Origin of the sequence: Segatella copri DSM 18205, assembly GCF_025151535.1 — a bacterium.
Classification (GTDB): Bacteria; Bacteroidota; Bacteroidia; order Bacteroidales; family Bacteroidaceae; genus Prevotella; species Prevotella copri.
Map to the genome: position 1 here is coordinate 1,031,999 of NZ_CP102288.1, position 24,162 is coordinate 1,056,160.

15 protein-coding genes are annotated in these 24,162 nt (G+C 44.6%); 11 read left to right on the forward strand and 4 right to left on the reverse strand.

Annotation, left to right across the window (positions count from 1 at the left end; translation table 11 throughout):
• Positions 1 to 44: 44 nt before the first annotated feature.
• Entirely contained in the window at positions 45 to 896 is an 852-nt protein-coding gene (locus NQ544_RS04225) for a glycoside hydrolase family 25 protein (protein WP_006846629.1), read from the forward strand.
• Between the two features lie 111 nt (positions 897 to 1,007).
• On the opposite strand, the gene prmA is transcribed toward NQ544_RS04225, so the two are convergent.
• A complete protein-coding gene (prmA, locus tag NQ544_RS04230) occupies positions 1,008 to 1,880 on the reverse strand; it encodes a 50S ribosomal protein L11 methyltransferase (protein ID WP_006846628.1) in 873 nt (290 codons plus the stop codon).
• A 246-nt stretch (positions 1,881 to 2,126) separates the two neighbouring features.
• Between prmA and NQ544_RS04235 the strand changes: the two genes are divergently transcribed.
• Together NQ544_RS04235 and NQ544_RS04240 are read left to right on the forward strand one after the other, a co-directional pair.
• Positions 2,127 to 3,116: a hypothetical protein gene (locus NQ544_RS04235; protein ID WP_040552587.1), complete on the forward strand. Its 990-nt coding sequence runs from the start codon at positions 2,127 to 2,129 to the stop codon at positions 3,114 to 3,116.
• A 106-nt stretch (positions 3,117 to 3,222) separates the two neighbouring features.
• Positions 3,223 to 4,842: an OmpP1/FadL family transporter gene (locus NQ544_RS04240; protein ID WP_006846625.1), complete on the forward strand. Its 1,620-nt coding sequence runs from the start codon at positions 3,223 to 3,225 to the stop codon at positions 4,840 to 4,842.
• A 451-nt stretch (positions 4,843 to 5,293) separates the two neighbouring features.
• Here the strand turns inward: NQ544_RS04240 and NQ544_RS04245 are convergent, their stop codons facing one another.
• A complete protein-coding gene (locus NQ544_RS04245; protein WP_006846623.1) occupies positions 5,294 to 7,387 on the reverse strand; it encodes a protein-disulfide reductase DsbD family protein in 2,094 nt (697 codons plus the stop codon).
• 196 nt (positions 7,388 to 7,583) lie between these two features.
• Between NQ544_RS04245 and NQ544_RS04250 the strand changes: the two genes are divergently transcribed.
• From NQ544_RS04250 to NQ544_RS04270, 5 genes are all read left to right on the forward strand, one after another.
• Positions 7,584 to 7,988, forward strand: coding sequence for a DUF6769 family protein (locus NQ544_RS04250; protein WP_040552582.1), 405 nt, complete (start codon positions 7,584 to 7,586; stop codon positions 7,986 to 7,988).
• A 110-nt stretch (positions 7,989 to 8,098) separates the two neighbouring features.
• Positions 8,099 to 9,319 carry an efflux RND transporter periplasmic adaptor subunit gene (locus tag NQ544_RS04255; RefSeq protein WP_006846621.1) on the forward strand — a complete coding sequence of 407 codons (1,221 nt, stop codon included), beginning with the start codon at positions 8,099 to 8,101 and terminating at the stop codon, positions 9,317 to 9,319.
• 50 nt (positions 9,320 to 9,369) lie between these two features.
• Positions 9,370 to 12,528 carry an efflux RND transporter permease subunit gene (locus NQ544_RS04260; RefSeq protein ID WP_006846620.1) on the forward strand — a complete coding sequence of 1,053 codons (3,159 nt, stop codon included), beginning with the start codon at positions 9,370 to 9,372 and terminating at the stop codon, positions 12,526 to 12,528.
• Positions 12,529 to 12,549: 21 nt separating this feature from the next.
• Positions 12,550 to 13,830, forward strand: a complete 1,281-nt coding sequence (locus NQ544_RS04265; RefSeq protein WP_006846619.1) for a TolC family protein — start codon at positions 12,550 to 12,552, stop codon at positions 13,828 to 13,830.
• Positions 13,831 to 14,133: 303 nt separating this feature from the next.
• A complete protein-coding gene (locus NQ544_RS04270) occupies positions 14,134 to 15,900 on the forward strand; it encodes an ATP-binding protein (RefSeq protein WP_006846617.1) in 1,767 nt (588 codons plus the stop codon).
• Between the two features lie 56 nt (positions 15,901 to 15,956).
• Here NQ544_RS04270 and NQ544_RS04275 read toward each other — a convergent pair whose 3' ends face one another.
• Together NQ544_RS04275 and NQ544_RS04280 are read right to left on the reverse strand one after the other, a co-directional pair.
• Positions 15,957 to 18,845, reverse strand: a complete 2,889-nt coding sequence (locus NQ544_RS04275; protein WP_006846616.1) for a DEAD/DEAH box helicase family protein — start codon at positions 18,843 to 18,845, stop codon at positions 15,957 to 15,959.
• Between the two features lie 6 nt (positions 18,846 to 18,851).
• A complete protein-coding gene (locus NQ544_RS04280) occupies positions 18,852 to 20,873 on the reverse strand; it encodes a DNA methyltransferase (RefSeq protein WP_006846615.1) in 2,022 nt (673 codons plus the stop codon).
• 210 nt (positions 20,874 to 21,083) lie between these two features.
• Between NQ544_RS04280 and NQ544_RS04285 the strand changes: the two genes are divergently transcribed.
• The 3 genes from NQ544_RS04285 (at position 21,084) to NQ544_RS04295 (ending at position 23,923) form a co-directional block, all read left to right on the forward strand.
• Positions 21,084 to 21,296 carry a hypothetical protein gene (locus NQ544_RS04285; RefSeq protein WP_040552577.1) on the forward strand — a complete coding sequence of 71 codons (213 nt, stop codon included), beginning with the start codon at positions 21,084 to 21,086 and terminating at the stop codon, positions 21,294 to 21,296.
• Positions 21,297 to 21,686: 390 nt separating this feature from the next.
• The gene (locus NQ544_RS04290; RefSeq protein ID WP_006846612.1) at positions 21,687 to 23,156 is read left to right on the forward strand and encodes an HIRAN domain-containing protein; all 1,470 of its coding nucleotides are present in this window, start codon (positions 21,687 to 21,689) and stop codon (positions 23,154 to 23,156) included.
• Between the two features lie 371 nt (positions 23,157 to 23,527).
• A complete protein-coding gene (locus NQ544_RS04295) occupies positions 23,528 to 23,923 on the forward strand; it encodes a hypothetical protein (RefSeq protein ID WP_006846610.1) in 396 nt (131 codons plus the stop codon).
• Positions 23,924 to 24,162: the final 239 nt, after the last annotated feature.

Here is a 24,162-nt window from a genome sequence, read left to right on the forward strand (position 1 = left end):
ATATGTCAACAAGACGAACGGCTTCTTCACAGAAAAAGAGTGCCATGGCGAGAAAGAAAATTCCTCGGCGTGGCGGCTCCCGTGGTAGAAGGCGTTCGTCTTCTTTTTTGCAACGCTATCCCCGTTGGGCGTGGTGGATAGGCGGAACGGCGGTTATCGTGCTCTATGTCTTTCTGTTCTATCATTTCTTTGTAGGTCCAACTGGTTTCCGATGGCGTGCGCTTTATGGCGATGCTGAATATCCCGAAGGTTATGAGATTCATGGAATCGACATTTCGCATTATCAGGGCAAGATAGACTGGGAACAGCTCACGAATGCGATGATAAAGGGATGTCCTGTGCGCTTCGTCATCATCAAGAGTACGGAGGGTTCTTCACGGCTCGATGAGAATTTCCGCGAGAACTTTAATCAGGCTCGCGATTTCGGCTTCATCCGGGGTGTTTATCATTTCTGGAGCAATAAGTCGACAGCCCGAGAACAGGCTTATTATTTCCTAGACCAGGTTCATCTTACGGATGGCGATTTGCCTCCGGTACTGGATATTGAACATAAGCCGGCAGATAAGAGTGTGGAGGATTTCCAGCGTGATGTGCTTACCTGGCTGCATATTGTAGAGGATAAGTATCATGTTAAACCTATCATCTACACCTATTATAAATTCAAGGAGCAATATCTGAGTGCGCCTGTCTTCGAAGATTATCCTTACTGGATAGCCCACTATTATGTTGACAAGGTTCAGTATAAGGGCAAATGGAAGTTCTGGCAGCATACGGATGTGGGCAAGTTGCCGGGCATTAAAGGCTACGTAGATTTCAATATTTACAACGGCAGTTATTATGAGCTCAAGCAGCTCTGCATAGGAAACAATAATAATGAGAAGAAATTCATGGAATAAAGGTTGGACTTTTGGCCATATGCGAAAATCCAACCTTTATTCGTATGTTTTAATCTGATATTTCTGATTTCAGATTTTTCGTTCTGAATGTTTAGAATCAGAAAAGAATCTTTATGAACCTAAAACAAGGCAGGCCCAATTATTGTCAATCTGTCTGTTTATTTCATGCATTCCCAGATCTTCTGCTTTCTCCAGGAGTACAGGAATATCTTCCTCGTAGAAGCCGCTCAGAACCAGGGTTCCGCCGATGTTCATCACGCTACGGAAAGCGCGCATGTCGTCGAGCAGAATGTTGCGGTTGATGTTGGCTAGAACCAGGTCGAAAACGCCGCTGATGTGGTTGATTACCTGACTGTTGCCAAAGAGTACTTCCATGTTAGTTACGCCGTTGAGCACGGCATTATGCTTGGCATTTTCTACGCTCCACTCGTCAATATCGTAGCCTACCACGTCTTTCGCTCCGAGTTTTGAGCAGGTGAGGGCAAGGATTCCCGTACCCGTTCCGCAATCCAGGATGCGCTTGGTTCTGATAGGCATGTGGAGCAGCTGCGAAATGATCATGCGTGTGGTTTCGTGGTTTCCTGTTCCGAACGCCAGTTTCGCCTCAATACCTATTTCTATCATGTCGGGTCTGTTGCTCGTATCGGGATAGAATTCGGGATGTTTCGCATCGTAAATCACCACCTGGTTGTCCACATAAATTGGTTCGAATCCCTGTTCTTCCCATTCCTGGTTCCAATCCTTGTCTTCTGCATCTTTCACCTCGTAGGTAATTTTCGTATCCCCGATGGGGAAATCAGCAATATAGGCATCCAGCATCTCCTTGTCGAAGAGTTCTTTCTGCACATACGCTTCCAGTCCGTTTTCTGTTTCTTCAAAAGATTCAAATCCGGCTTCGGCTGCACCATCGGCAAGCAGATCCTGAGAGGCCTGCATCAAGTCGGCAGTCGTTTCAATAGTGAATGTTGCTACTAAATATTTCATATTTAATTTGTATTAATTTCTTGTCTAAAAACGCCTTCGAATGTTCAAAAAAGCTAGATTTGTTTTAAATCTTCTGCAAAATTATAAAAAAATAGGGGAAAACCTACAATTATTTAGGGAAATTCTGTATTTTTGCATAAAGATAAGCAATATTTTTGCATCCAGATTATTATATAATCAGAAAAGGACTCTTTCTGGATGATCTGGAAAGAGAAAAAAGGGAAAAAATAAATAGGAGAACAGAATATGAAAAGAAAGTATCTTCTTGCAGTCCTTATCGCAGCTGCGATGCCACTCACTTCGATGGCACAGGACGATGACCTCTACTTCAATCCGAAGAAGGAGGCCAAGGAAAAGGCTGAAAGACGGGCTCTGCTCCAGCGCCAGTATGCTGAACAGCGGGCGCGTAGAGATAGTATTTATCGCTTGAATTGGAGCGGAAGCGACCGTTCTGTTGATGAATACAATCGAGGCGGCAGAATCTTCAGCCATTATGAGAATGTAGGGAAAGATTCCCTGGGCAACGACATTATCCAGTTCCATGTGGGCAAAGGTGTGGCGCCCGACAGCATTTATGATGATGCTTACTTCGCCCAGAAGTATGCTGACAGGGATGAGGATTTCGTACGCACACGCGAGATGAGCCGATGGGACGGATTCTATGATCCATGGTTCTACGATTATTATGGTTACGGTCCTTACTACTGGCGCAGCCGCATGTGGGGCTGGCACAATCCTTGGCGCTACGGCTATTATGCCGGCTGGTATGATCCTTGGTTCGACCCATGGTATGATCCATGGTATTATGGTTACTGCGGCTGGTATGGTGGCTGGTACGCCCCTTGGTATTATGGCTGGGGCGGCTACTACAATCCTTGGTATTGGGGAGGTCCGGTAATCGGGCATGTTAGCTATGGTGGAAATCCTAATGGCTATGCCGGTCGTCGCAACTGGACATTTAATGGCAACAAGTCTCAGTCTGGCTGGGGGAGCCGAGGCACTAACGGAGGCTATGGCTCACGTCGTGGCAATAATACCAGCCGTTTTGGCAATCGCACTACGTATAATAATGTGAACTACAACAATTCTACGCGTTCCAATTCATCTTTCGGTAGTTTTAGTGGCGGTTCTCGTTCTGGTGGCTTCGGTGGCGGCAGCTTTGGCGGAGGCCGTTCTGGTGGCGGTAGCTTTGGTGGTGGACGCTCCGGAGGCGGAGGCTTTGGCGGTAGAAGATAGTGAAGTCTAAACGTGTTATGTATTTTTGAAATAATAATTAATATTGAGGTGCGTCCTCTTAGCTAACGTGTAAGAGAGACGCATTTCTGCTTATCTTTTTAGATTTATGAACAATTTTAAGCATATACTCTTCGCCAGCTTGCTGATGGCAAGTTTGTCAGCAACGGCACAGGAGACTTATCAAGACTCAAAGTTGGCTGAAAACCAGCTTACGGGTACCGCTCGCTATTTAGGTATGGGTGGTGCCATGGAGGCGTTAGGCGCCGACATCTCTACGATTTCTACCAACCCGGCAGGTATAGGTCTCTTCCGCAAGAGCCAGGTATCTGTCTCTGCTGGCGTAATTGCTCAGGGTGGAGCGGAAAACTATACATCCTTGTCTGGCAATCGAATTGATTTCAATGGCAAAAAGTCGCATCCAACATTCGACCAGATAGGTATCGTTTGGAGCCCGAAGTTGAAGGGCAACAGCTTTATCAACTTGGCCTTCAACTATCATAAGAGTGCAGATTTCGGACAGATACTTAACGCAGCCAATTCGCTCAAGACTTATGATGAGAATGGCAAAGAACGTTTTGCCTCTCAAAACAAATTGGCGGCTGCCAAGTATGCTTGGATTAAGGGAAATAACTTTAGCCAAGATGAGGCGAATGTGCTGTGGAGTTCTGTTGACGACGGCTACTTGACTGCTTTTGGTGCTAATGAGGATGCTTCGCAGATGAACTATCTGAATTCAGACCTTTTCCTTTACGGTCAGTATCAGCATGGTTATATTGGTGAGTACGATTTCAATGTAAGCGGTAGCCTTAACAATCGTGTGTGGCTTGGTCTGACCATCGGCTTGCATGATGTTCACTACAACAGCACCTCTTTCTATTCTGAGAATTTGGAGAATGGAGCAATCGCCGACAGCAAGGAGCAGGTGAAGATAGATGGTACAGGCTTTGACGTGAAGGCAGGTGTTATCTTCCGTCCAGTTGAAGACTCTCCTTTCCGTATCGGAGCGTATTTCAACACTCCTGTATTCTATGATTTGACCACCCATAATGACAACGACATGAAGTTGTATTATGCCCAGGCCAATGCTCAGGAGACGTATCCTGACATCAAGCCTGCTGCTTCTGATTACGATTTCCGACTGAATACAGCTTGGAAAGCTGGTTTTAGTCTGGGTCATACTATTGGCAACAACTTTGCTTTGGGTGCTACGTACGAGTATGCTTGGTACGACCACATGGACAATCGCATCAAGGATAGTGGCTATTATGACGTTTACTATGATAGCTATTATGAGTCAAGCTCTAGCGACGAGGAGATGAATGCAAACACTCGCAGAACTCTAAAGGGTGTAAGTACATTGAAGGTGGGTTTGGAATATAAGCCTATCTCTATGCTTTCTCTTCGTTTGGGTTATAATTATGCTTCTGCGATGTTCGATGAGAATGGTTATCGAGATATGACTATTTATTCACCTGGTGTCGCTTACGCAACATCTACGGATTATACCAACTGGAAATCAACCAATCGTTTTACATGTGGTATAGGTTTCAATTATCAGAACCTCTTCATCGACTTGGCTTACCAGTACAGTATGCAGAAAGGTGAATTCTACCCATTTATGTCGTATGTGGATAATACATCAAGCGAGTGTGACTGTGTTCCGCCTGTAACGGAAGTAAACAACAAGCGCCACCAGTTGCTGATGACCGTTGGCTATAGGTTCTAAAATGTGAAGTAGGGGAGTTATTGATTAAATAATGTGAAATCCCGATGAAAAAGCCCACTCTTAGGAAAAAAGTTGGGAAAAAGTTTGGCGGTTTCATATAAAAGCTCTATCTTTGCAATCAAGAAATCGGGATGATTTCGTGTCATAGATTAGGTTTTTAGAGTAAAGGTGTTATTCACCTTATTTTCTAGGATTAAATAATATTAGTTTTTTTAGTGGTTAATTTAGTTTTAGTAAGTATGTTTAGGGTCTGTTGTGAAACAGGCCCTATTTTTTTGTGCCTTTACAAAAAAAATCCCCCAACAGGATGGCTTGGAAACCATACCTGTCGGGGGAAGTAATAATCCTAAATATATCTACCTTGAATAAACTAATCTATTGAAATTTATCCTTCATAAATCTACTTATATGAACCAATACCGGCCTTATTTGAACTATTAAATCAAAAACATTATTTGTTTCTGTAATTATCTAGACCCTTGTTCAGGAAGTCGAGATAAGCACTAACATCTTCTTTGAAACTGAAGGCTGCTGCAAGAGGATTGCCATCGTTGTCAATAGCCACATAGAATGGCTGGGCATTAGCTCCAAACTTGCTTGCCTGAAGATAACTCCACTTGTCGCCAACGGTTCGCAGGGTGCGCTTCTCGCCATTAAACGTTACCTCCATAGGCTCAGGAAGAGGAGTCTTGTCATCTACATAAAGTGAGATGAGAACATAATCCTTTGTCAGCTTATCGGCAACCGATGGATCTGTCCAGACAGAAGCCTCCATCTTGCGGCAGTTTACACAACCATAACCCGTGAAATCAAGCAATACCGGTTTGCCGGAAGCCTTGGCAGCAGCCATTCCCAACTCATAATCCTTGTAAGCAGGCTCTACGGTCTTGGTGTTGAGGTTGAAGTCCTGTGTATTAATAGGTGGAGCAAATGCGCTCACAGCCTTGCAAGGAGCACCCCAGAGACCCGGAATCATGTAAACCGAGAATGCCAAAGAACAGAGACCCAACATGATGCAGGCTACAGGCATAGGCTTGTTGATGTCGCCCCCGATTGCATCAACCTGGAACTTCAGCTTGCCGATGAGATAGAGACCCAACAGACCGAAGATAACAATCCAGAGAGAGAGGAATACCTCGCGGTCCATGATGTGCCAGCCGTAAGCCAGATCGGCTACAGAGAGGAACTTCAGAGAGAAGGCAAGCTCGATGAAGCCGAGCACAATCTTGATGGTCTCCATCCACGAACCCGACTTAGGAGCCGACTTCAACCATGATGGGAAGAGGGCGAAGAGGGTGAATGGGAGCGCCAGAGCCAGCGCAAAACCGAACATTCCCACGGTAGGAGCGAGCCAGTCGCCGGATGTTACGGTCTGAACCAGCAGCAAACCGATGATAGGAGCTGTACATGAGAAGCTGACCAATACCAGGGTGAAAGCCATCAGGAAGATAGAAATCATACCCGTGGTGCTGGAAGCCTTATTGTCTACCGCATTTCCCCAACTGTCAGGCAATTTGATTTCGAACCAACCGAAGAACGAGAAGGCGAAAACGGCAAGCAGGAGGAAGAGGATGATGTTGAAAACGGCACTTGTGCTGAGCGCATTCAGGGTGCTAGGACCTGCGATGGCTGTTACGGCAAGACCCAAAACCAGATAGATGACTACGATGCTCAAACCATAAGTAATCGCATCGCGGATACCTTTCTTCTTATCGTTCTTAGCACGCTTCAGGAAGAAACTTACGGTCATCGGAATAATAGGCCAGATGCAAGGCATGACGAGCGCAAGCAGACCGCCCACAAAACCGATGAAGAAGATATAGAAGAGCGAATGGTTGGCGATGTCGTTAGCTCCGCCAAATGCCTGAAGTTCTTTAACAACCGGTTTCCATAAGTCCTTGACGTTCAGATTTTCCATAGCTGATGCCAAAGCTGCGGAATCTACGGGCTGAGTAGCGCTGTCGGTCTGAGCCAGGGCTGCGGCCTTGGTAAGCGAATCTGCCTTCATCTTGGCTGCAAGGGCAGGATCAATCGCCTTTGCATCCTTTGTATTCAGAGCATCTTTTGCCCCAGCTGCCGGAGCATCAACGGCTGGCGATTTGCCACTCTGCTTAAAACCAGCCTCGCTTGGTGGCAGACAGTTCTGGTCGTTGCAGGCGCCATACTCCAGATAGGCATCAATATGATAATTTGGTTGGGTAAACTTCACCTTCTGTACAAAGGTAACGCTACCTTCAAAATAACGGAGTTTCATCTCGAAGAGAGGGTCGAACTTTGCAATCTCTCTGCCGCGTGGCTGAAGTTTGCCTACGAGCTCAGCTCCTTCAAGCTTGTTTACGTTGAACGAAGCGGAAATCGGACCATCGCCCCCCAAACCGGTAGAATAGACGTGCCATCCCGGTTGGATTTTTCCGCTAAACACGATTTCGGCCACAGCACTTCCGTCTGTTTTCAGCGAGCTGGTGAACTTCACAGGGTTCATCATCTGCGCCTGAGCCAGCATTACTACAAGGAGTAATTGAAAGATTAAAAATACTTTTTTCATTTCTATTTTTTAATTTTATGTTGCAAAGTTACTAAAAAACTACTCATATTACGTATTCAAAGGGCTTTATGGGTACTCGGTTTTAATTTTTTTAAGAAAAAATGCTAAATTTCTCAGTTTTACTTGGCTATTTCGTTCTTTTAATGTAATTTTGCGGGCAGAATGAAAGCAATCGTAAAATTGGAAACAGAATAAAATGGCAAAGAAGAAACTATACTTATTCAGCCTCCTTGTGGCCACGATGAGTGTGCTGCTCTCTACGGTGGTGATACATCATCACCACATGGGGCGTATATGTATGGTTGTAGAACGTTGCCAGCAGGATGGTAATCTCAACGATGAGCATACTGAGCATCATGAGAATGAAAACGATAGTTGCCGCGTGCATCAGATGTACTATTTTGTAACCAACGGCAAGATTTTGAAGAGCATTCAGAAGCAGCTTTTCGATGGCAACCATCTTCTTTCCGTGCTTTCTTCTGAGTATTTGTTTATCCCTACCTCGTCGATTATTAGCGTACGTTGGCAGCAGTTTGCAGCCAGCCTTCCTTGTGTTGACGAAACGGCCATCAGTAGGCGAGGACCTCCTTCTTTTTGTTGATTTTCTGTAGTTAGAGCAACCAGGATGCAGTTTTTGCAACCGGGTTGCAGGGAAAGGTGCGTACTTTTGCACTCAAGTTTTAATGAAATATCAATTTAAAAGAAGAAAAAATGAAAAGAATATTGGTGGTTGCCGTTGCGGCAATCTTCGCCTGGTGTGGTTTCACCTTTTTCTCAAACCACGCCGGAGCAGAGGCTCATGATGCCGAACACGGACATGAGCATGAAAATGAAGAGGTGGATTTTGATAATATTCCGCTCTCTCAGAAACAAGTTGATGCGGTAGATCTGAAGATGGGCGAGGCGGTTGACCGCGTGATGGATGCTACGATTGCAGCCAACGGCCAGCTCGTTTTGCGCGCTCAGAACAAGGGCGATGTGGCTTCGCTCATGGGTGGCGTGGTGAAGGCTATCTACGTGAAGGAAGGACAGAATGTGAAGCGCGGACAGGTGGTGGCGCTGGTCGAAAATACAGATGTGGTCAGTCTGCAACGCGAATATTTTTCTGCCAGCAAGGAGTGCGAACTGGCACTTACCGACCTGGAGCGACAGAAACTGCTGAACAAGGCCGGAGCTGGCGTCAAGAAGAATGCGCAGCAGGCAGCTAAGGAGTATCATGTGGCCCACGCCAACCTCATCGGCATCGGCAAGCAGCTTGCCCAGATGGGCATTTCTACCGCCGCCGTAGCCAGGGGCAAGTTTACCACAGCCTTCCCTTTGCGTGCTCCGATTGCGGGTACGGTTTCGCAGATTACAGCCAGCTTGGGCAGCTTTGCCGACATGCAGACTCCGCTCATGAAGATTCAGAACAACCAGGCGATAGAGTGCGATTTGAACATTTTCGAGAAAGATTTGCAGAAGGTAAAGCCGGGCGATAAGGTTTATCTCTCGCTTACCAATCAGCCGGGCATCAAGCTCGTCGGCCATGTCTATGGTTTAAACCAATACTTTAACGATAATTCGAAATCAGTTGCTGTTCATGTAAAAATAGATGCGCAGTCTCTTAAAACCAGCGGCGTTCACGGCTCAGCCCGACTCTTCGACGGAATGTACGTAAGCGGCAAGATAGCTACGGGCAGCCAGTCGTGCATCGCCCTTCCTTCCAAGGCCATCGTCAGTACCGACGGCAAGCAGTTTGTCTTCGCTCTGAACGGCAAGCCAGAGAAGGGCGAGTACAGTTTCTCCCGCCACGAGGTTATTACGGGCGTTTCGGATGGAGCTTATACCGAGGTAAAACTCTGCAAACATCTGAAGCAGGAGGGCAAGAAGATTGTGACAGAAAATGCATATTATCTGGCTTCGCTCACGGGCGAACATGCGGATGAGCATTAATATAAGGTGAGCTTTTCATCAATAAAGAGCTTTTTAAAGAAAAACAGATTATGTTTCAGAAACTGATTACTTACTCCATCCGCCACAAGCTGGTGGTGGGAGTTTTCACTATAGCCCTCGTCATCTGGGGCATCGTTTCGCTCATCCATCTTCCTTTCGATTCTACGCCGGATATTACCGACAATCAGGTGCAGGTTATCACCCAGGCGCCTTCGCTCGGAGCGCAGGAGGTGGAGCAATACGTAACTACTCCGGTAGAAATGGCGCTCGCCAACATCCCCGAACTCAAGGAGCGCAGAAGCATCTCGCGAAGCGGACTCTCGGTCATCACCCTCGTTTTTGATGATGATGCAGATATCTACTGGGCACGTTCGCAGGTGAGCCAGATGCTGACCCAGGTGGAGAAAGATTTGCCCAAAAATGTGGAAACCGAGATGGGACCGATTGCTACCGGACTGGGCGAGATTTACCATTATACCGTGCGCGCCGAGAAGGGCTACGAGCACAAATATTCGCTCACCCAGCTGCGAACCATCCAGGACTGGATTGTGAGAAAACAGCTCTCGGGAACCCCGGGCGTAACGGAAGTGAGCGGCTGGGGAGGCTATGTGAAGCAATATGAGGTGGCCATCAATACGGATAAGCTCAACGCCAGCAATCTGACTGTGAGCGAGGTGTTTGATGCGCTCGAAAAGAATAACGCCAACACGGGCGGAAGTTACATAGAGGAAAATTCCAACCAGTATTTCATCCGCGGCATAGGCGTGGTGAAGAGTCTGGAAGATGTGGCAAATATCGCCGTGAAGACCGTAAACGGCACTCCTATTAAGATAGGTGATGTGGCGAAGGTTCAGCTGGGTCATGCCACCCGTTTCGGAGCCGTTACCCGAAATGGCGAGGGCGAAGTGGTTGCCGGAATAGCCATCATGCTGAAGGGCGAAAACTTTCAGGAGGTTATCAGGAATGTGAAGCTGCGCATAGAGCAGATTCAGAAATCCCTGCCCGAAGGCGTGGTTATCGAGCCGTTTATCGACCGAACCAACCTGGTTGACCGAGTGGAGGGAACCATCGCCCGAAACCTGATTGAAGGCGGACTCATCGTCATCTTCGTGCTGGTTATTTTCCTGGGCAACTGGCGTGCCGGACTGGTTGTGGCGAGCGTCATTCCGCTCAGCATGCTCTTTGCTTTCGGCATGATGAAGACCTTCGGAATCGACGGCAATCTGATGTCGCTCGGAGCCATCGATTTCGGTATGATAGTCGATTCTGCCGTCATTATCGTAGAGGCTGTTGTGGCCCATCTGGGCGTGAAGAGTATTGAGCGGAAGGCGAGAAATTCTGCCGATACTCCCATCCGTTTTTCTCAGGCAGAGATGGATGAGGAGGTTCATGATTCCGCTTCGCGCATCCGCAAGAGTGCGGCATTTGGCGAAATCATCATCATGATAGTTTACATTCCGCTGATGACGCTTGTGGGCATCGAGGGCAAGATGTTCCGTCCGATGGCGCTTACCGTTTTCTTCGCCATCCTGGGTGCCTTCATCCTCTCGCTCACCTATGTTCCGATGGCGAGTGCGCTCTTCCTGAGCAAGAAGGGATATGTGCGTAAAACCTTTAGCGACAGAATGATAGAGAAACTTCAGGGCTGGTATCGACCGGTTCTGGAATGGGTCTTGGCGCGATATAAGGATGTGATTACCGGCGCCGTTTCGCTCTTCTGCATGAGCGCAGTAGCCTTCCATTTCCTGGGTGGCGAATTCATTCCGAGTCTGGAAGAGGGCGATTTTGCGGTAGAAATGAGCATGTCGCAGGGCACTTCGCTCTCGCAGATGGTAGAGAACTGCTCCAAGGCTGAAAAACTTCTGAAGGCTGAATATCCTGAAATCAAGCAGGTGGTGAGCCGCATAGGTAGCGCCGAGATTCCTACCGATCCGATGCCGGTAGAAAGGGCCGACATCATGGTGGCGCTCAAGCCGAAAGCTGAATGGACTTCGGCAGAAACTACCGCCGAACTGATGGAGAAGATGGAAGAAACCCTGAAGACGATTCCGGGCTTGAAGGCTGAGATTTCGCAGCCTATCCAGATGCGTAACAACGAGTTGCTTACGGGCATCAAGCAGGATGTAGCGGTTAAGATTTTTGGCGACAATCTCGATGTGCTTACCCAGCAGGCTGATAAGGTTTCAAGAATGATAAAGAATGTGCCGGGCGTGAGTGGAATCTTCGTGGAAGAGGTTTCCGGATTGCCTCAGATTCAGGTAAAATACAACCATGAACGCATGGCGGCTTATGGGGTAACTGTTGACGAAATCAACCGCATTCTTGAAACCACCTTTGCGGGCGCTAGGGCTGGAGCTGTGTACGAAGGCGATAAAAAGTTTGACATCGTTCTGCGTCTTGACCCTAAGGAGCGCAACTTCCAGTCGCTTCAGTCGCTCCGTATTCCGCTGGCTGGTGGCGAGAGTATTCCGCTTTCTCAGTTGGCTGATGTGGTTTACGAACCGGCTCCTGCTCAGGTTTCTCATGAGAATGGTGCCCGCCGCATCTACGTAGGTTTCAACGTGAAGGGTAGGGACGTGCAGAGTACCGTGAAGGATATTCAGTCCATCCTTGATGAGAAGCTGAAGCTGCCTGAGGGCTACTATTATAATTATGGTGGCGAGTTTCAGAATCTTCAGAGTGCCACCCAGCGCCTGATAATCGTGGTTCCGGTAGCGCTCATCATCATTCTGCTGCTGCTCTATGCCACGGTCAAGAATCTGCGGGAGTCGCTCTTCGTGTTCTCCGCCATTCCGCTTGCCGCCATAGGTGGCGTCTGGGCGCTCTGGTTGCGCGGAATGCCTTTCAGTATTTCGGCGGGCGTAGGTTTCATCGCCCTCTTTGGTGTGGCAGTTCTCAACGGTATCGTGCTGATAGGTCAGATGCACCAGATGCAGAAGCAGGCGGCTGTGGTTCCTGAGGAGAATGGCGCAAGTTTGGCGGCTGTTATTCAGAAAAGAATTATTGACAGTTGCATGATTCGTCTCCGTCCGGTTCTGATGACGGCCCTGGTAGCCTCTATGGGTTTCCTCCCGATGGCATTATCCCATGGCGATGGAGCAGAAGTCCAGCGTCCTCTTGCCACGGTTGTGATTGGTGGTCTCATTACCAGCACGCTCCTCACGCTCCTGGTTCTGCCAGCCATCTACAAGATGTTTACGAAAAAGTAAGATTTAGAAATTAAGAAAATAATGAACAGAAAAAAGATAACAAAGAATAGGGTGGTGGCTTGCTTTGCCGCCATCCTGCTCCTGCTGCCATCCCCAGCTGGAGCCCAGCATTTTGATACTCATATTGCGGGCAGGAAAGTAACCCTGCAGGAATGTTTCGATTTGGCAGCCCGACAGAACCTTCAGATGCAGGCAGGAAAGAAGTCGGTAGAGCGTGCGCAGGTGATGCAAGGCACGGCTTGGGAACTGGATAAAACCGAGGTCGCTTTCTCTCAAAATCCTGCTACGGGTGGCGAATCGGACAACGGCTTTACCTTTACCCAGAGCCTCGATTTTCCTACCGTCTACGCCTCACGCCGCAACCAGCTGAAGGCTGAAACCCAGGCAGAAAAGAGCCGCCTGAACGTGGTTAGCCAGCAACTGAAGACTGAAATCGCCAACACCTATTATCAGATGCTTTATCAGACTCACAGACTCCAGATATTGGAGCGAATCGACTCAGTATTAGAGCGTTACAGCCAGATTGCAGAAATGCGTTACAAGGCAGGAGAGAACCGCCAGCTGGAATATCTCTCAGCCGACCGCAAATGCAACGAAAACCGTCTGGAAATGGCAGATGTAAAGAGCGAAATCGAGCGCCTGCAAATCGACCTCATGACGCAGATCAACACGCAGGAGCCCATAAAACCGGCAGAAGAGAATCTCTCGGCCATCGCAGCCCAGAATCTCAATTCCTATAATTATCAGCAGTCTGCCGACGGCATTTACCAGCAGGACAAGCTCATCGCTCTGGATAAGGAAATCAAGGCTGCCAAATCTGGTTTTGCTCCAAGTTTATCCTTATCTTTGCGCACCCAATGTGTCATTTCCAGTTGGAATCCATACAACATAGACCGTTCGAGATTTGCCGAGGGCAATTTCTTCGGTTTCGAGATTGGCGTAGGCATCCCTTTATTTTACGGTTCTACGAAGGCAAAAGTAAAGGCAGCCCAGAAAGACCGCGAATTGGCTGAAATCGAAATGCGCCAGGAGCAGACAGAAAAAGAGCGCGATTTCCGTCTTTGTACGAAGCGTCTCCAGGCAGCATCCAACCGTCTGAAATATTACGAGCAGAATAATCAGGCTCATTCTGCGCAAATTTCGAAGTTGAGTGCGATAGAATATGAAAATGGCGAAATTTCGTATGTAGAATACGTGAATGCTATCGAGGAAACCATCGATGTTCTGATGAAGCATGCTGATGCGATTAATGAATACAACCAGGCAGTCATCGCCATCCAGCGGCTTACGGGCATGATGTAAGATTCTGTTCTGAGATATTTCTTTTTGATTGAAATGAGAATTAATCTCAGAACAGGCAGAAAGTAAGTTAAAGAATGAAATGATCAGAAAGGGGTGAACAGGTTCCATTTTCAGGCTCCAAATTTCACCTCTTTCTTTATCTCATAATGTTTATTTATCATAATACCGGTTAGAATTAAAAAGAGGAGAATAAAAAAAGGAGGTAATTTTCGATAAACCACCAAGAAAAAGCCCCAAAATCTTTGCTTATTCCAAATAATAATCTTAACTTTGCGGCATAAAAACAAAAAACTGGTTTCGATTATGGCAAAAATAGAAAGACAAAAGCGAATCTATCGCAAGCGCATCCCTTATGGAATGCAGAATTTCGAGGATGTTATCAAGGAAGATTGCTACTTTGTTGACAAGACTCCTTTCATTGAGAATATAGAAGAATCAAACAAATATTTCTTCTTCATACGCCCTCGCCGTTTCGGAAAGAGCCTTACAATCTCCATGCTCGAAAACTATTACGACATCAATAAGAAAGATCAGTTCGAAAGCCTCTTCGGGAAACTTTACATCGGAGAAAATCCTACCCCCGAACGCAACAGTTATCTTATCCTGCATCTGAATTTTGCCATGATTTCAGCAGGATTGGATAATTATAAAAAAGGACTTGATGCCCATTGCAGCAACAAGTTCAATACCTTCTGCAGCAGATACGCCCACCTGTTGCCACCGGGCATAAAGGAAGAGATGAACCAGAAGGAAGATGCCGTTGCCCAATTGGGATTTCTATGCGACAAATGTGCTGAAACAGGCTTGAAGATTTATCTTTTCATCGATGAGTACGATCATTTTACCAATCAGATTCTTGCCCACAAAGAGCATGAAACCCGATACCGCGAGCAGACTCACGGCGAGGGATATTTGCGCCATTTCTTCGACACAATCAAGGGAGCTGCAGGAGATTCGTTGGGTAGAGTCTTCGTTACAGGAGTAAGCCCCGTAACCATGGATGATCTGACCAGCGGTTTCAACATTGGAACCAACTATTCCCTATCTCCTGAGTTCAACGAGATGGTAGGATTTACCGAGGATGAAGTACGTGAAATGCTGGCTTATTACTCTAGCGTGCTGCCATTCCGCCATAGCGTGGATGAGCTTATAGAAGTGATGAAACCATGGTATGATAATTATTGTTTCAGCATCAGAAGATATGGCAAGACAACCATGTACAACTCCGTGATGGTGCTCAATTTTGTGGACAATTACATTCGCAACGATTATGATATTCCTGATAGCATGTTGGAAACCAACATCCGCATCGACTACGATAAGATTCGCATGCTCATCCGCCATGACAAGGAGTTTGCCCTCGATGCCAGCATCATACAGGATATTGTAACCAAGGGATACACCACGGGAACCCTGATGGAGAATTTCCCTGCCGAGCGCATCAACGATCCTGACAATTTCCTGAGTCTGCTCTTTTATTTCGGCATGGTAACGATAGGCGGAACCTACCAGGGCAACACCCGTTTTGTGGTTCCCAACGAGGTGGTACGCGACCAGATGTACACCTATCTGCTGGATACCTACAAGGAGAACGACCTCACCTTTGAGCAATACGACAAAACCCAACTGGAGAGCAAGCTTGCCTACGAAGGCGCATTCAAACCCTACTTTGCCTACATAGCCGATTGTCTGAAACGCTTCTCCTCCCAGCGCGACAAGCAGAAGGGCGAGGCCTACGTACATGGTTTCACTCTGGCGATGACGAGCCAATGCAAGTTCTACCGTCCAATCTCGGAACTGGACAACGATGGCGGTTATGCTGACATATTCCTCCTACCCCTCTGCGACATTTATAAGGACATGGAAGATTCCTACATCGTGGAGCTGAAATATTGTAAGCCGGGCACCAGCGATGAGCAGTTGAACCATCTCTTCGAGGAAGCCTCTGCTCAGGTAAGGCGCTACGCCGATAGCGACATCGTGCGCGAATCAGTAAAGAGAACGAAGCTTCATCAGCTCGTTGTTATTTATCGTGGCGCAGAGATGGCGATGTGCGAGGAGGTAGAATAAAGAGAAAGGGCAAAAGTATTTACCTGATGATAGGTAATGCCTTTGCCCTTTTATCTTTAGTTGATAATGTATTTCAAGATGCCGATAACGGCAATATTTGCTTCATTATCTTCTGGAACTTCTATGGTCTTGAAGCCATCCTTGTTGAGGGGTTGGAGTTCTATCTTAGAATGAACTTCTATCCCGTCCTCGTTTGCAGTTTTCTCGCTATGAAACTTTTTGATGGTGTATTTTCCGCCATATTCCTCGTAATATTCATTTACTTGCGAGAGTACGATTTCTCCTTCCCTCGAACCTCCATGGTAACGCTCAAACACGCACAAGTCTCCATCCTTAATTTTCGGCAGCATAGAGTTGCCCTTGGCGTGAACCACGAACATTTCCCTGTTCGGAGTGAAAGGCAATGAAGATACATCCACCCATCCTTCCGCCTCCGGCTCCTCATATTCTTCGAAGTAACCACAGGCAGCCTGAATGGAATACAGAGGGAGAAAACGGGTGAAGCGGTCGGAAGGAGAGATGCTATGAAGAATTTCTGCATTCAAGCTACCCCCATCCATAAGCACATCAAACATATCCTGCATCATTTTCCATCCATCTGTACTACCAGGCTGATAGGCATATTCCTCATTATCATTATAATACCATGTGCCATTAGCAGCTATTACAATACCGCCAACGTATTTTATTCTGCCTTCAGCCAACCTGTTCAACATGGAAAGTCGCTTCTGCAAAGCCTCAGCCTTGTTTTTCGTGTCTTTAGATGCAGCCGTCTGACCTCCTTTGGTGTCAAAGATACCGATAGTACCATCCTTCTTTTTGAAAATCCAGTCGGGATAGAAAAGTGCTTCTTCGTTGCGTTCTTCGCTGAAATAACGAATGGCAAGCCAATCCTTACCGCTATCTCCATTCTTAAACCACCATTCTATACCATCCTGACCCTCAAGAAACTTGTAAAAGCTCTCTTCCGTTTTTCTGCCAGTATAGTTTTGGCCCAAGAAGAAAGGATGCAACAGGCATTTCTGCTCCGTCAACTCATCATGTTCTTCTGTATAAGAATACATCTTCTTCAAGACAAAAGGAACACTCTGTCGCTTTCGGTTTTCCTCTCTGCGCTTACGTAGTTGTTCTTCGAGCAAAGGATGGTATGCCTTAAGCGTTTCCGTGATAAGGCGTCTGAATATACTTGAAGCAGAACCGTTTAATGCATCATGCAAGAAAATACGATACCATTTGTCTTCGTCTTCATTCTTCAGAGCATAATACTTGAACCACAAGCGTATGGCACTTTTCAAAGTTGGAACAGAACGCACGATGTTTCCCACCTTGCAATCATTATCTGATTGCGAACGCAGGATTTCCACCAAAGTGAAAGTAAAGAGTTTCTGCACATCACTCCTACTCCACTCGCGCTCTACCCCTTTAGCTTCCTTGAGGTTGATTCCAATATTTTCGTAATCATAGAATTGAGCATCTGAAACTATCTCATGCGCTAAATTTCCCTTCAAGTAGAGTCCTTTAGTTTCTAGTTTCCTTTTTACAACATCATCAAACACATCCTCATCAGTAATGCCGAAATAGCGATTGAATGTATCAAACAGACATTGTTGGAATTCACCCGATTTACCCAAATCTCCATAATCTACACGCGACAGCATTTCTGTCATCAGATTCGGGTCGATGATGTAGTCTTCCCCCTTTTTGTTGTAAGAGATAAGCGTTTTTGGCTTGTTGCCCATTCCACCATAATCAGCCTCTGTTACAGCTTTGCGTGAGAAGTTGGTATAAAGATAACCATTACGGAAAACCTTAGACACTTCTTCGTGCATGATTGGAACACGGAGAATTCTACCGATGGTCTGAGTACTGAAAATTTCAGATTTAATATCACGAAACATGACCAGAACCTGAGCACGGGGACAATCCCAACCTGTACCGGCTGCAGTTTTAAACAGAAGGTATTCGTATTCGCTATCATTCCGTTCCAGCCCCTCAGGCTTAGCCTTACCAGTAAACCAAGATGCAATTCTGTTTGCCTTTACCCCCTGCGAGATAAGATATTCTTTCGTAATCTCTTCCTTGGTAGGCTGCCCCTGTTCTATCAAGGTTTCATCATCATTTGGCAACTGGATAATAACTAGCGGATTGACGTTTTTGCCGAAGGCCTCAATCTCCGCTTTAAGTTCCCTACGCTTTTCGATAGCAAGTTTCAGCAGGACATGATCTTCATCTTCGCCTTGATATTTATCCAAATCCTCTTTCGTCTGGGTAACGATGCTCTCCTTAATCAGCCCTTGTGCTACCACATCTTCATGCTTTATTACCACATTCGAGTCATAATCTGCAGCTTTTACCATCACTTCAGGAGGCGGAGTAGCAGAGACATGAATGCAGATTTTCGGGTCGAGTTTGCTAATCACGTCACGATTAGCAGCTTCGGTTACATTCAGATGGCACTCGTCGATTATAAATACTATTTCCACGCCGTTGGCATGGGTATTCTCTACAAAATCCTCGAAGTATACTCTACTCTCATGTCGCTCATCTGGATTTTCCGGTCGTCTGTATATACGGTTTCCGGCTTTCTCGCTCACCAGTTTTTGCCAGTTGATGAAAAGCACATCGTTTTTCTGCAGAGCCCCAAGACTAAAATCTTCTATCGTCAACAATCGCCCATGCTTACTCGTAGGGAAGTAGACATCAAACTTATGCTTGCTCTGCATGGCGAGGTCGTCGGAGAATGTAATCCATACATAAGCCACCTCTCTATCCCAATCTGGCTGTTCTGCCATCTCGCAAATCATCTTCTGAGTCATATAAGTCTTACCGCTTCCTGTAGGAGCTTTCAGTACAACAGGAATCTGGCGATCTCCATGTCCCCATAATCGCTTTATATTAGCCACCAGTTTATCAACGGCTTCTATCTGAAAAGGTATCTGTTCCATACTTTCTTAAGCATTTAAAGATTTGTAAATATCGAGGATAGGCTGAGGAATGCTCTTCAGATTTACCCCAGAAAGATATTCGAAATAGGAATCGAAAGAACCGACGTCGCCCCAACTGAAAATATATACATTCTTCACGCCCTGAAGCTGCTCTACTTCATGAACAAATTCGTTGAAATATTTCGGGCGATAATCTTCTTTGAAATAGATTGCCGTCCATACATCATGATTTTTGTCCTTGAATATCTGATAGCTATCAGTTTTCTTCATTTCGTAAAGCGTATTCTCAGCCAAGGCCAGCAGGCATCCAGCCTTTTGGGCAAGGATTGTCTTGTCATGGTCTGTAGCCTGATTGGCCGTACTTGTTCCTACGAAAGAAGTGCGATAATACTTGAGAGAATTGCCGAGAGGCGGACAAGTTTTCTTTTTCGAGATTTCTCCTTGCAGCATAAGCACCCCATCTTTAACATGCACATCAAACGAATGATACAACTTTTCATTTTCCTGCTTTATTTCGTTTATCCTTGCAAGATAATCAGGAACTTTCTTTAATGATGTAGGAGTCAGTTCTTCCTCAAATAATACTTTCGAAATCTTTTTGTCAGTCACATATCCGCCAATAGCATTTTCGATACGTTTTCTTGTTATCTGTGTAATAGTTTCGAATCCAGCATTAAAAACGCCCTTACAATTGTTCTTGGCTAACTTCTTGCCTTTTTTGATTTCATAAGTCTTTTCTGGCGCTTGAACTAAGATTACCTGGCCTGTATAGCCTCCATCCAAAAATGCATGCCCTGTAGACCCACTACCGGCAAAAAAATCTAGAACAACAAGATTTTTATTATTACCTTTAGCTATTTTCAACAAATACTGTATAAATGCAATCGGCTTCTTTCCGCCATCAAAAGGAACGCCACCTTCTGTTCCAACCAGATTGAACTCTTGTTCAAAATCCAAGAAATTAGGATATGGAATTTCTTTTGTGTCATTTCTCTGTAAAGGTGCTCCCTGGAAGTAAAATCCGTTTGCGTGAGAACTATCGCTTCTAGAGAGGAAATATCTACCATCCCTGCCATCATCCCCCATATTAGGGACCTTATAAATTACCCCAAAATCATTATTTCTTTCTTCGAGGTAGCTCATGTGAAATCTTCCGGAACTATTACCCGTCTTTATGGAACCACGAATATTTATTTTCTTAAGATGTTCAAAACTTGGTTCATATTCTACAATCCGATATTCTCCAGGATGAAAGACTTTTACTTTCTTACCTCCCATCATAATTATTTCCGGATTATCTATCAACTCCTCAATTTCATAAATATAATCTTTAGGATCAGAATTATCAACTATACGTTTACTTATGTTAAACTTGTCTGACTTCCTATACATCAAAAGCAATTCTGTCGTTTCGTGCATAGGTTTATCACCCTTGAGAATTCTATTCTCATGACGCACTTTTATTGTGATAGTGGTAATATAATTAGAATAACCAAAAACACTATCACACAGCAACTTTAAATTAGCATATTCTTCTTCATTAATGCTGATATAGATAACTCCATCTTCTTTCAACAAAGAAGATGCGAGTTTCATTCGTTTGTCCATAAACGACAACCAAGAACTATGACGTAACGGATGATTCTTTGGCAACTGGGTACCATCAGGATATTTATCTAGGAATCTCTTATCCTTATACGTAAACCCATCACTACCCGTATTATAAGGAGGATCAATATAAATTACATCCACCTTACCTTGATGCGTATAATTAAGGCAAGTAAGAGCATGATAATTATCACCTTCTATGAGTATATGAGTAGGTTTTCCATCATCTGTCGTGATGGAAAGATCGGGTACTTCCTCAAGAATCGGAATAGCATTTTCTCCTCCAGCTTCAAAAGCTTCAGGCACATCTATCCAATGAAGTCCAAAACGGTTATCTTGCTTCAACTGAGCATTAAGATAAGCCACTTCACTCTCCAAATCTTTTATTTTTCGATGTAGTTCATCAATATTGTCTGCCATATTCTGATAGTTATTAATAGCTGCATCCAACTATCATCAGGCTACACGCAAAGAGACACAAAAGAAGGGTGTGAACGATTCTTAAGGTCTTCCGTGGCAAGCCTAGGAAATGTCTGAACCACCGTCAAATATAAGAATGCTCACACCCTATATCGGGCATGAACATTGACTCTACATATTTGACGAGAGGCTCACCTATGCTTACCACAGATGAAGCCAACCATTATTGGTGCGGTCGTATATTCAGAAAGAAAGTTTCCTAGGCTTTTTCTGGAAGACCACAATAATAGTCAATGCTTTGTTTTTACTAAAATGTCTGGAAGCGGCTCCTGCCGAATCCATTTGCAAAGGTACGAAGAAACTGGCAAAAAACAAAAAGAAATGGGATTTATTTTCATTTTTATTGCAGATAAGCAAGATTAAAAGAAGCTCTTTAGCTATACATAAATTTAATTTTACCATAGAATTGGCTTTTTAAAGCAGGAAAAATAACGAAAAACACAGCTTTTAATATTAAATTACGTGAATTTATCACGAAACGCGAGATTTTGCTTTGCGTTTCTGTTTTTTTATCGTAAATTTGCATCAAAATAAAAAAAGAACAGCTATGAATCAAGTATTTCAAGTACAAAAATTTCTTCAGCATCAGGGAAAGGCAAACGCTAAGTTCCTTACTACTAATGATGACAAGATGAGAAGCCAATAGTGGATTTGCCTCTCCTTGGAAGTTTTTTATCTGGATAAGGAGGATTAGACCGAGTTGTATGGAGAATATTAAAACATAATATAGAAAACTTAATAATATAGATAAAAATGAATTTCGAGATTACTGCAATCAGATACCAAATGCCTGGAAAGAATTTCGAGGAGAAGACCCAAAATGCCCAAAAATTTGTAGCACAACTGCCTATTCCATCAATGGTCTACTTGAAAAGAGAACCTGACAACGTTTATAGTTCAAACGCTATTGCCGTGTACTATCAGAACTACAATAAGATTGGCTATATATCAGAAAACTACACCAAAGAAATACAACGTGTATTTCCCCAAGAGCAGTCTTCTACAACAATAGTAAAGGCCAAGGTTATTGGCAAGGTTGGCTACATCACTTTAACAGCAGATGTTGACATTCCAAAGGAATGCCTGTTGCCCCCCGAACCATACAAAAGAAAAATTGATCCATCCCCATTTGATATTTCTATGCCATTCATGGAGGAAGAAAATAAGATTGAGTTAGTAACAAGTTTACTGCTACCAAGAGATTTCAAGGATGAGGATGCAGAAGAACTCATTAGGCTAAGTGAGCACTACTGCGCCCAAATTCCCCTAACACTTTGCGATGTTGATTGCAAAAATACAAGTCGAATTCTCAATAAGTTGAAAGATTTCACAAATAATCACTCAGCAATATCAAGTTCAACTAAAAAGAAATTAGAAAATCTCTGCCATAAAATCCAGAATCTTGTGGCAAATATACATAGAGAAGAGGATAGAAACAAGATTTACGAGACACATCTGGTTAGAATGAAAAAGTTTTTCTCCAATGAAAAGGATGGATTTTTTAAAAGATACGACGACAACTATTTAAAAGTTCCATTGGGGCTGGCTAAAACGGAAGTAATAGAATCTGAAATCAACAGGCTTACAGCTTGGCTAGACAAAGTACCAAGAGGAATTTTTCATTCCCACAACTTGAAAAAGAAAGATATCGTACCTCAAATGCGTTATCTGCACCTTTCAAGAAGAGAAATGTATGATATCATGGGTACCGAACTTGTGGTTTTAAGACTCAAAGAGCAACTCTATCAAAACGAGTTGATAAAGAATCTGGAATCCTATACAAAACAGCAAAATGCAGTTCCTGATGAAGTATGCATCCCAGATGACTGTAGAGATGCCATCAATAAAGTAATGAAACCTACTTTTACTTTGCCAAATAAAGTTGTAAAGATTTCCAGAAATCAAATTGAAAAAGCAGCTTATGTGATTGACTTGACAGCCAATGTACAGGTGGCTATGCTAATGGCTATTTCCATAGACGTAGAAGCAATTCGCTCTGGAACGAAGTCTATTGATTTTATCCGTGCTTTGATTGGAATTGGGGTACTTAAGTATAGCGATGATAAGGCTATAAAAAATATGTCAGATGGAATGAATAAGAAACTGAAAACATTGAAAAGAAATAAAGAACATGTTTCTTCAAATCATCCAGACTACCTTCTTTGGAAGGATAAAGATAAAGAAATCGGGAAAGAAATCTACAAAGCTATGACAACGGAATAACTATCATCTGTTGTTTTCTGAAAACAAAAAATACGCTATTGAAAGCGGCAACGATTATCCGACAAAAGGATGGTGGTTGCCGCTTTTTGTGTTTTTTGCATTCCGATTGATTCCTTGATTTTATTCCGATTGATTCCTAATGATTCCTACCGATTCCTAACACCATGGATTTCAAGGATTTAAACCGATTATTTTTGCACTCGCACGGATTTTTCGCCTTATCTTTGCACCCGTCATCTGATAACAAGATGACTACCCATCAGGCGAGTTGCAAATCACAAAATGGGGAATGATGGTACTAGAAAAGATGATGGGGAAACCTCTTCGAACGTCATCGTACCAGAGAGGCTTATTTAATACTCAAACAAAAAATGATTATAGTATTAAATGGCAATATGAACGAAAGTTCAGGTAAGGCAGGAAAGGGATTCTACCCAAACACAGAATTGGGTATCGACCTCAAGTTGATGACTAAGGAGCCAGGGCGCATGGCCGTTGGCGAGTATCTGGATGGAGCCATTACGCACGACGAAGAAGACCACTTCACCTTCGTACAGAATGACCAGGAGAAGAAACTGCAGAAGGTGGTGCAGAGAAATCCGCACGTGTATGAAGGAAAGTACATCAACGTGAACCGGAAGAAAGACGGTACGCTCTACCCTACCTTCAACCGCCCGCAGTTCTCAGAGCGGTTCACCTTCCAGGACTTCTGCCAGGGTGCCGCCAACGAGCTGCGAATCATTAGCGGCAAGAGTGATGACAGATAAACGGAGTTGAGGCTTTCTAGAGGAAATGGGGACTTCGGGGGTGCCGGTAACAGGCTCAAAACAGAAGTGATTTTCGGGCAAGCGTTCCAGTTGTTCCAGTTGTTCCAATTGTTCCAAATAGGTTTTCATAGGACAATATCCCTTTATAGAGACTCTATAACTACTTAATATATAGATAGTTATATATATAAGAAAGTGGAATGGAACGCTCAAAAAATTAATTGGAACAACTGGAACTG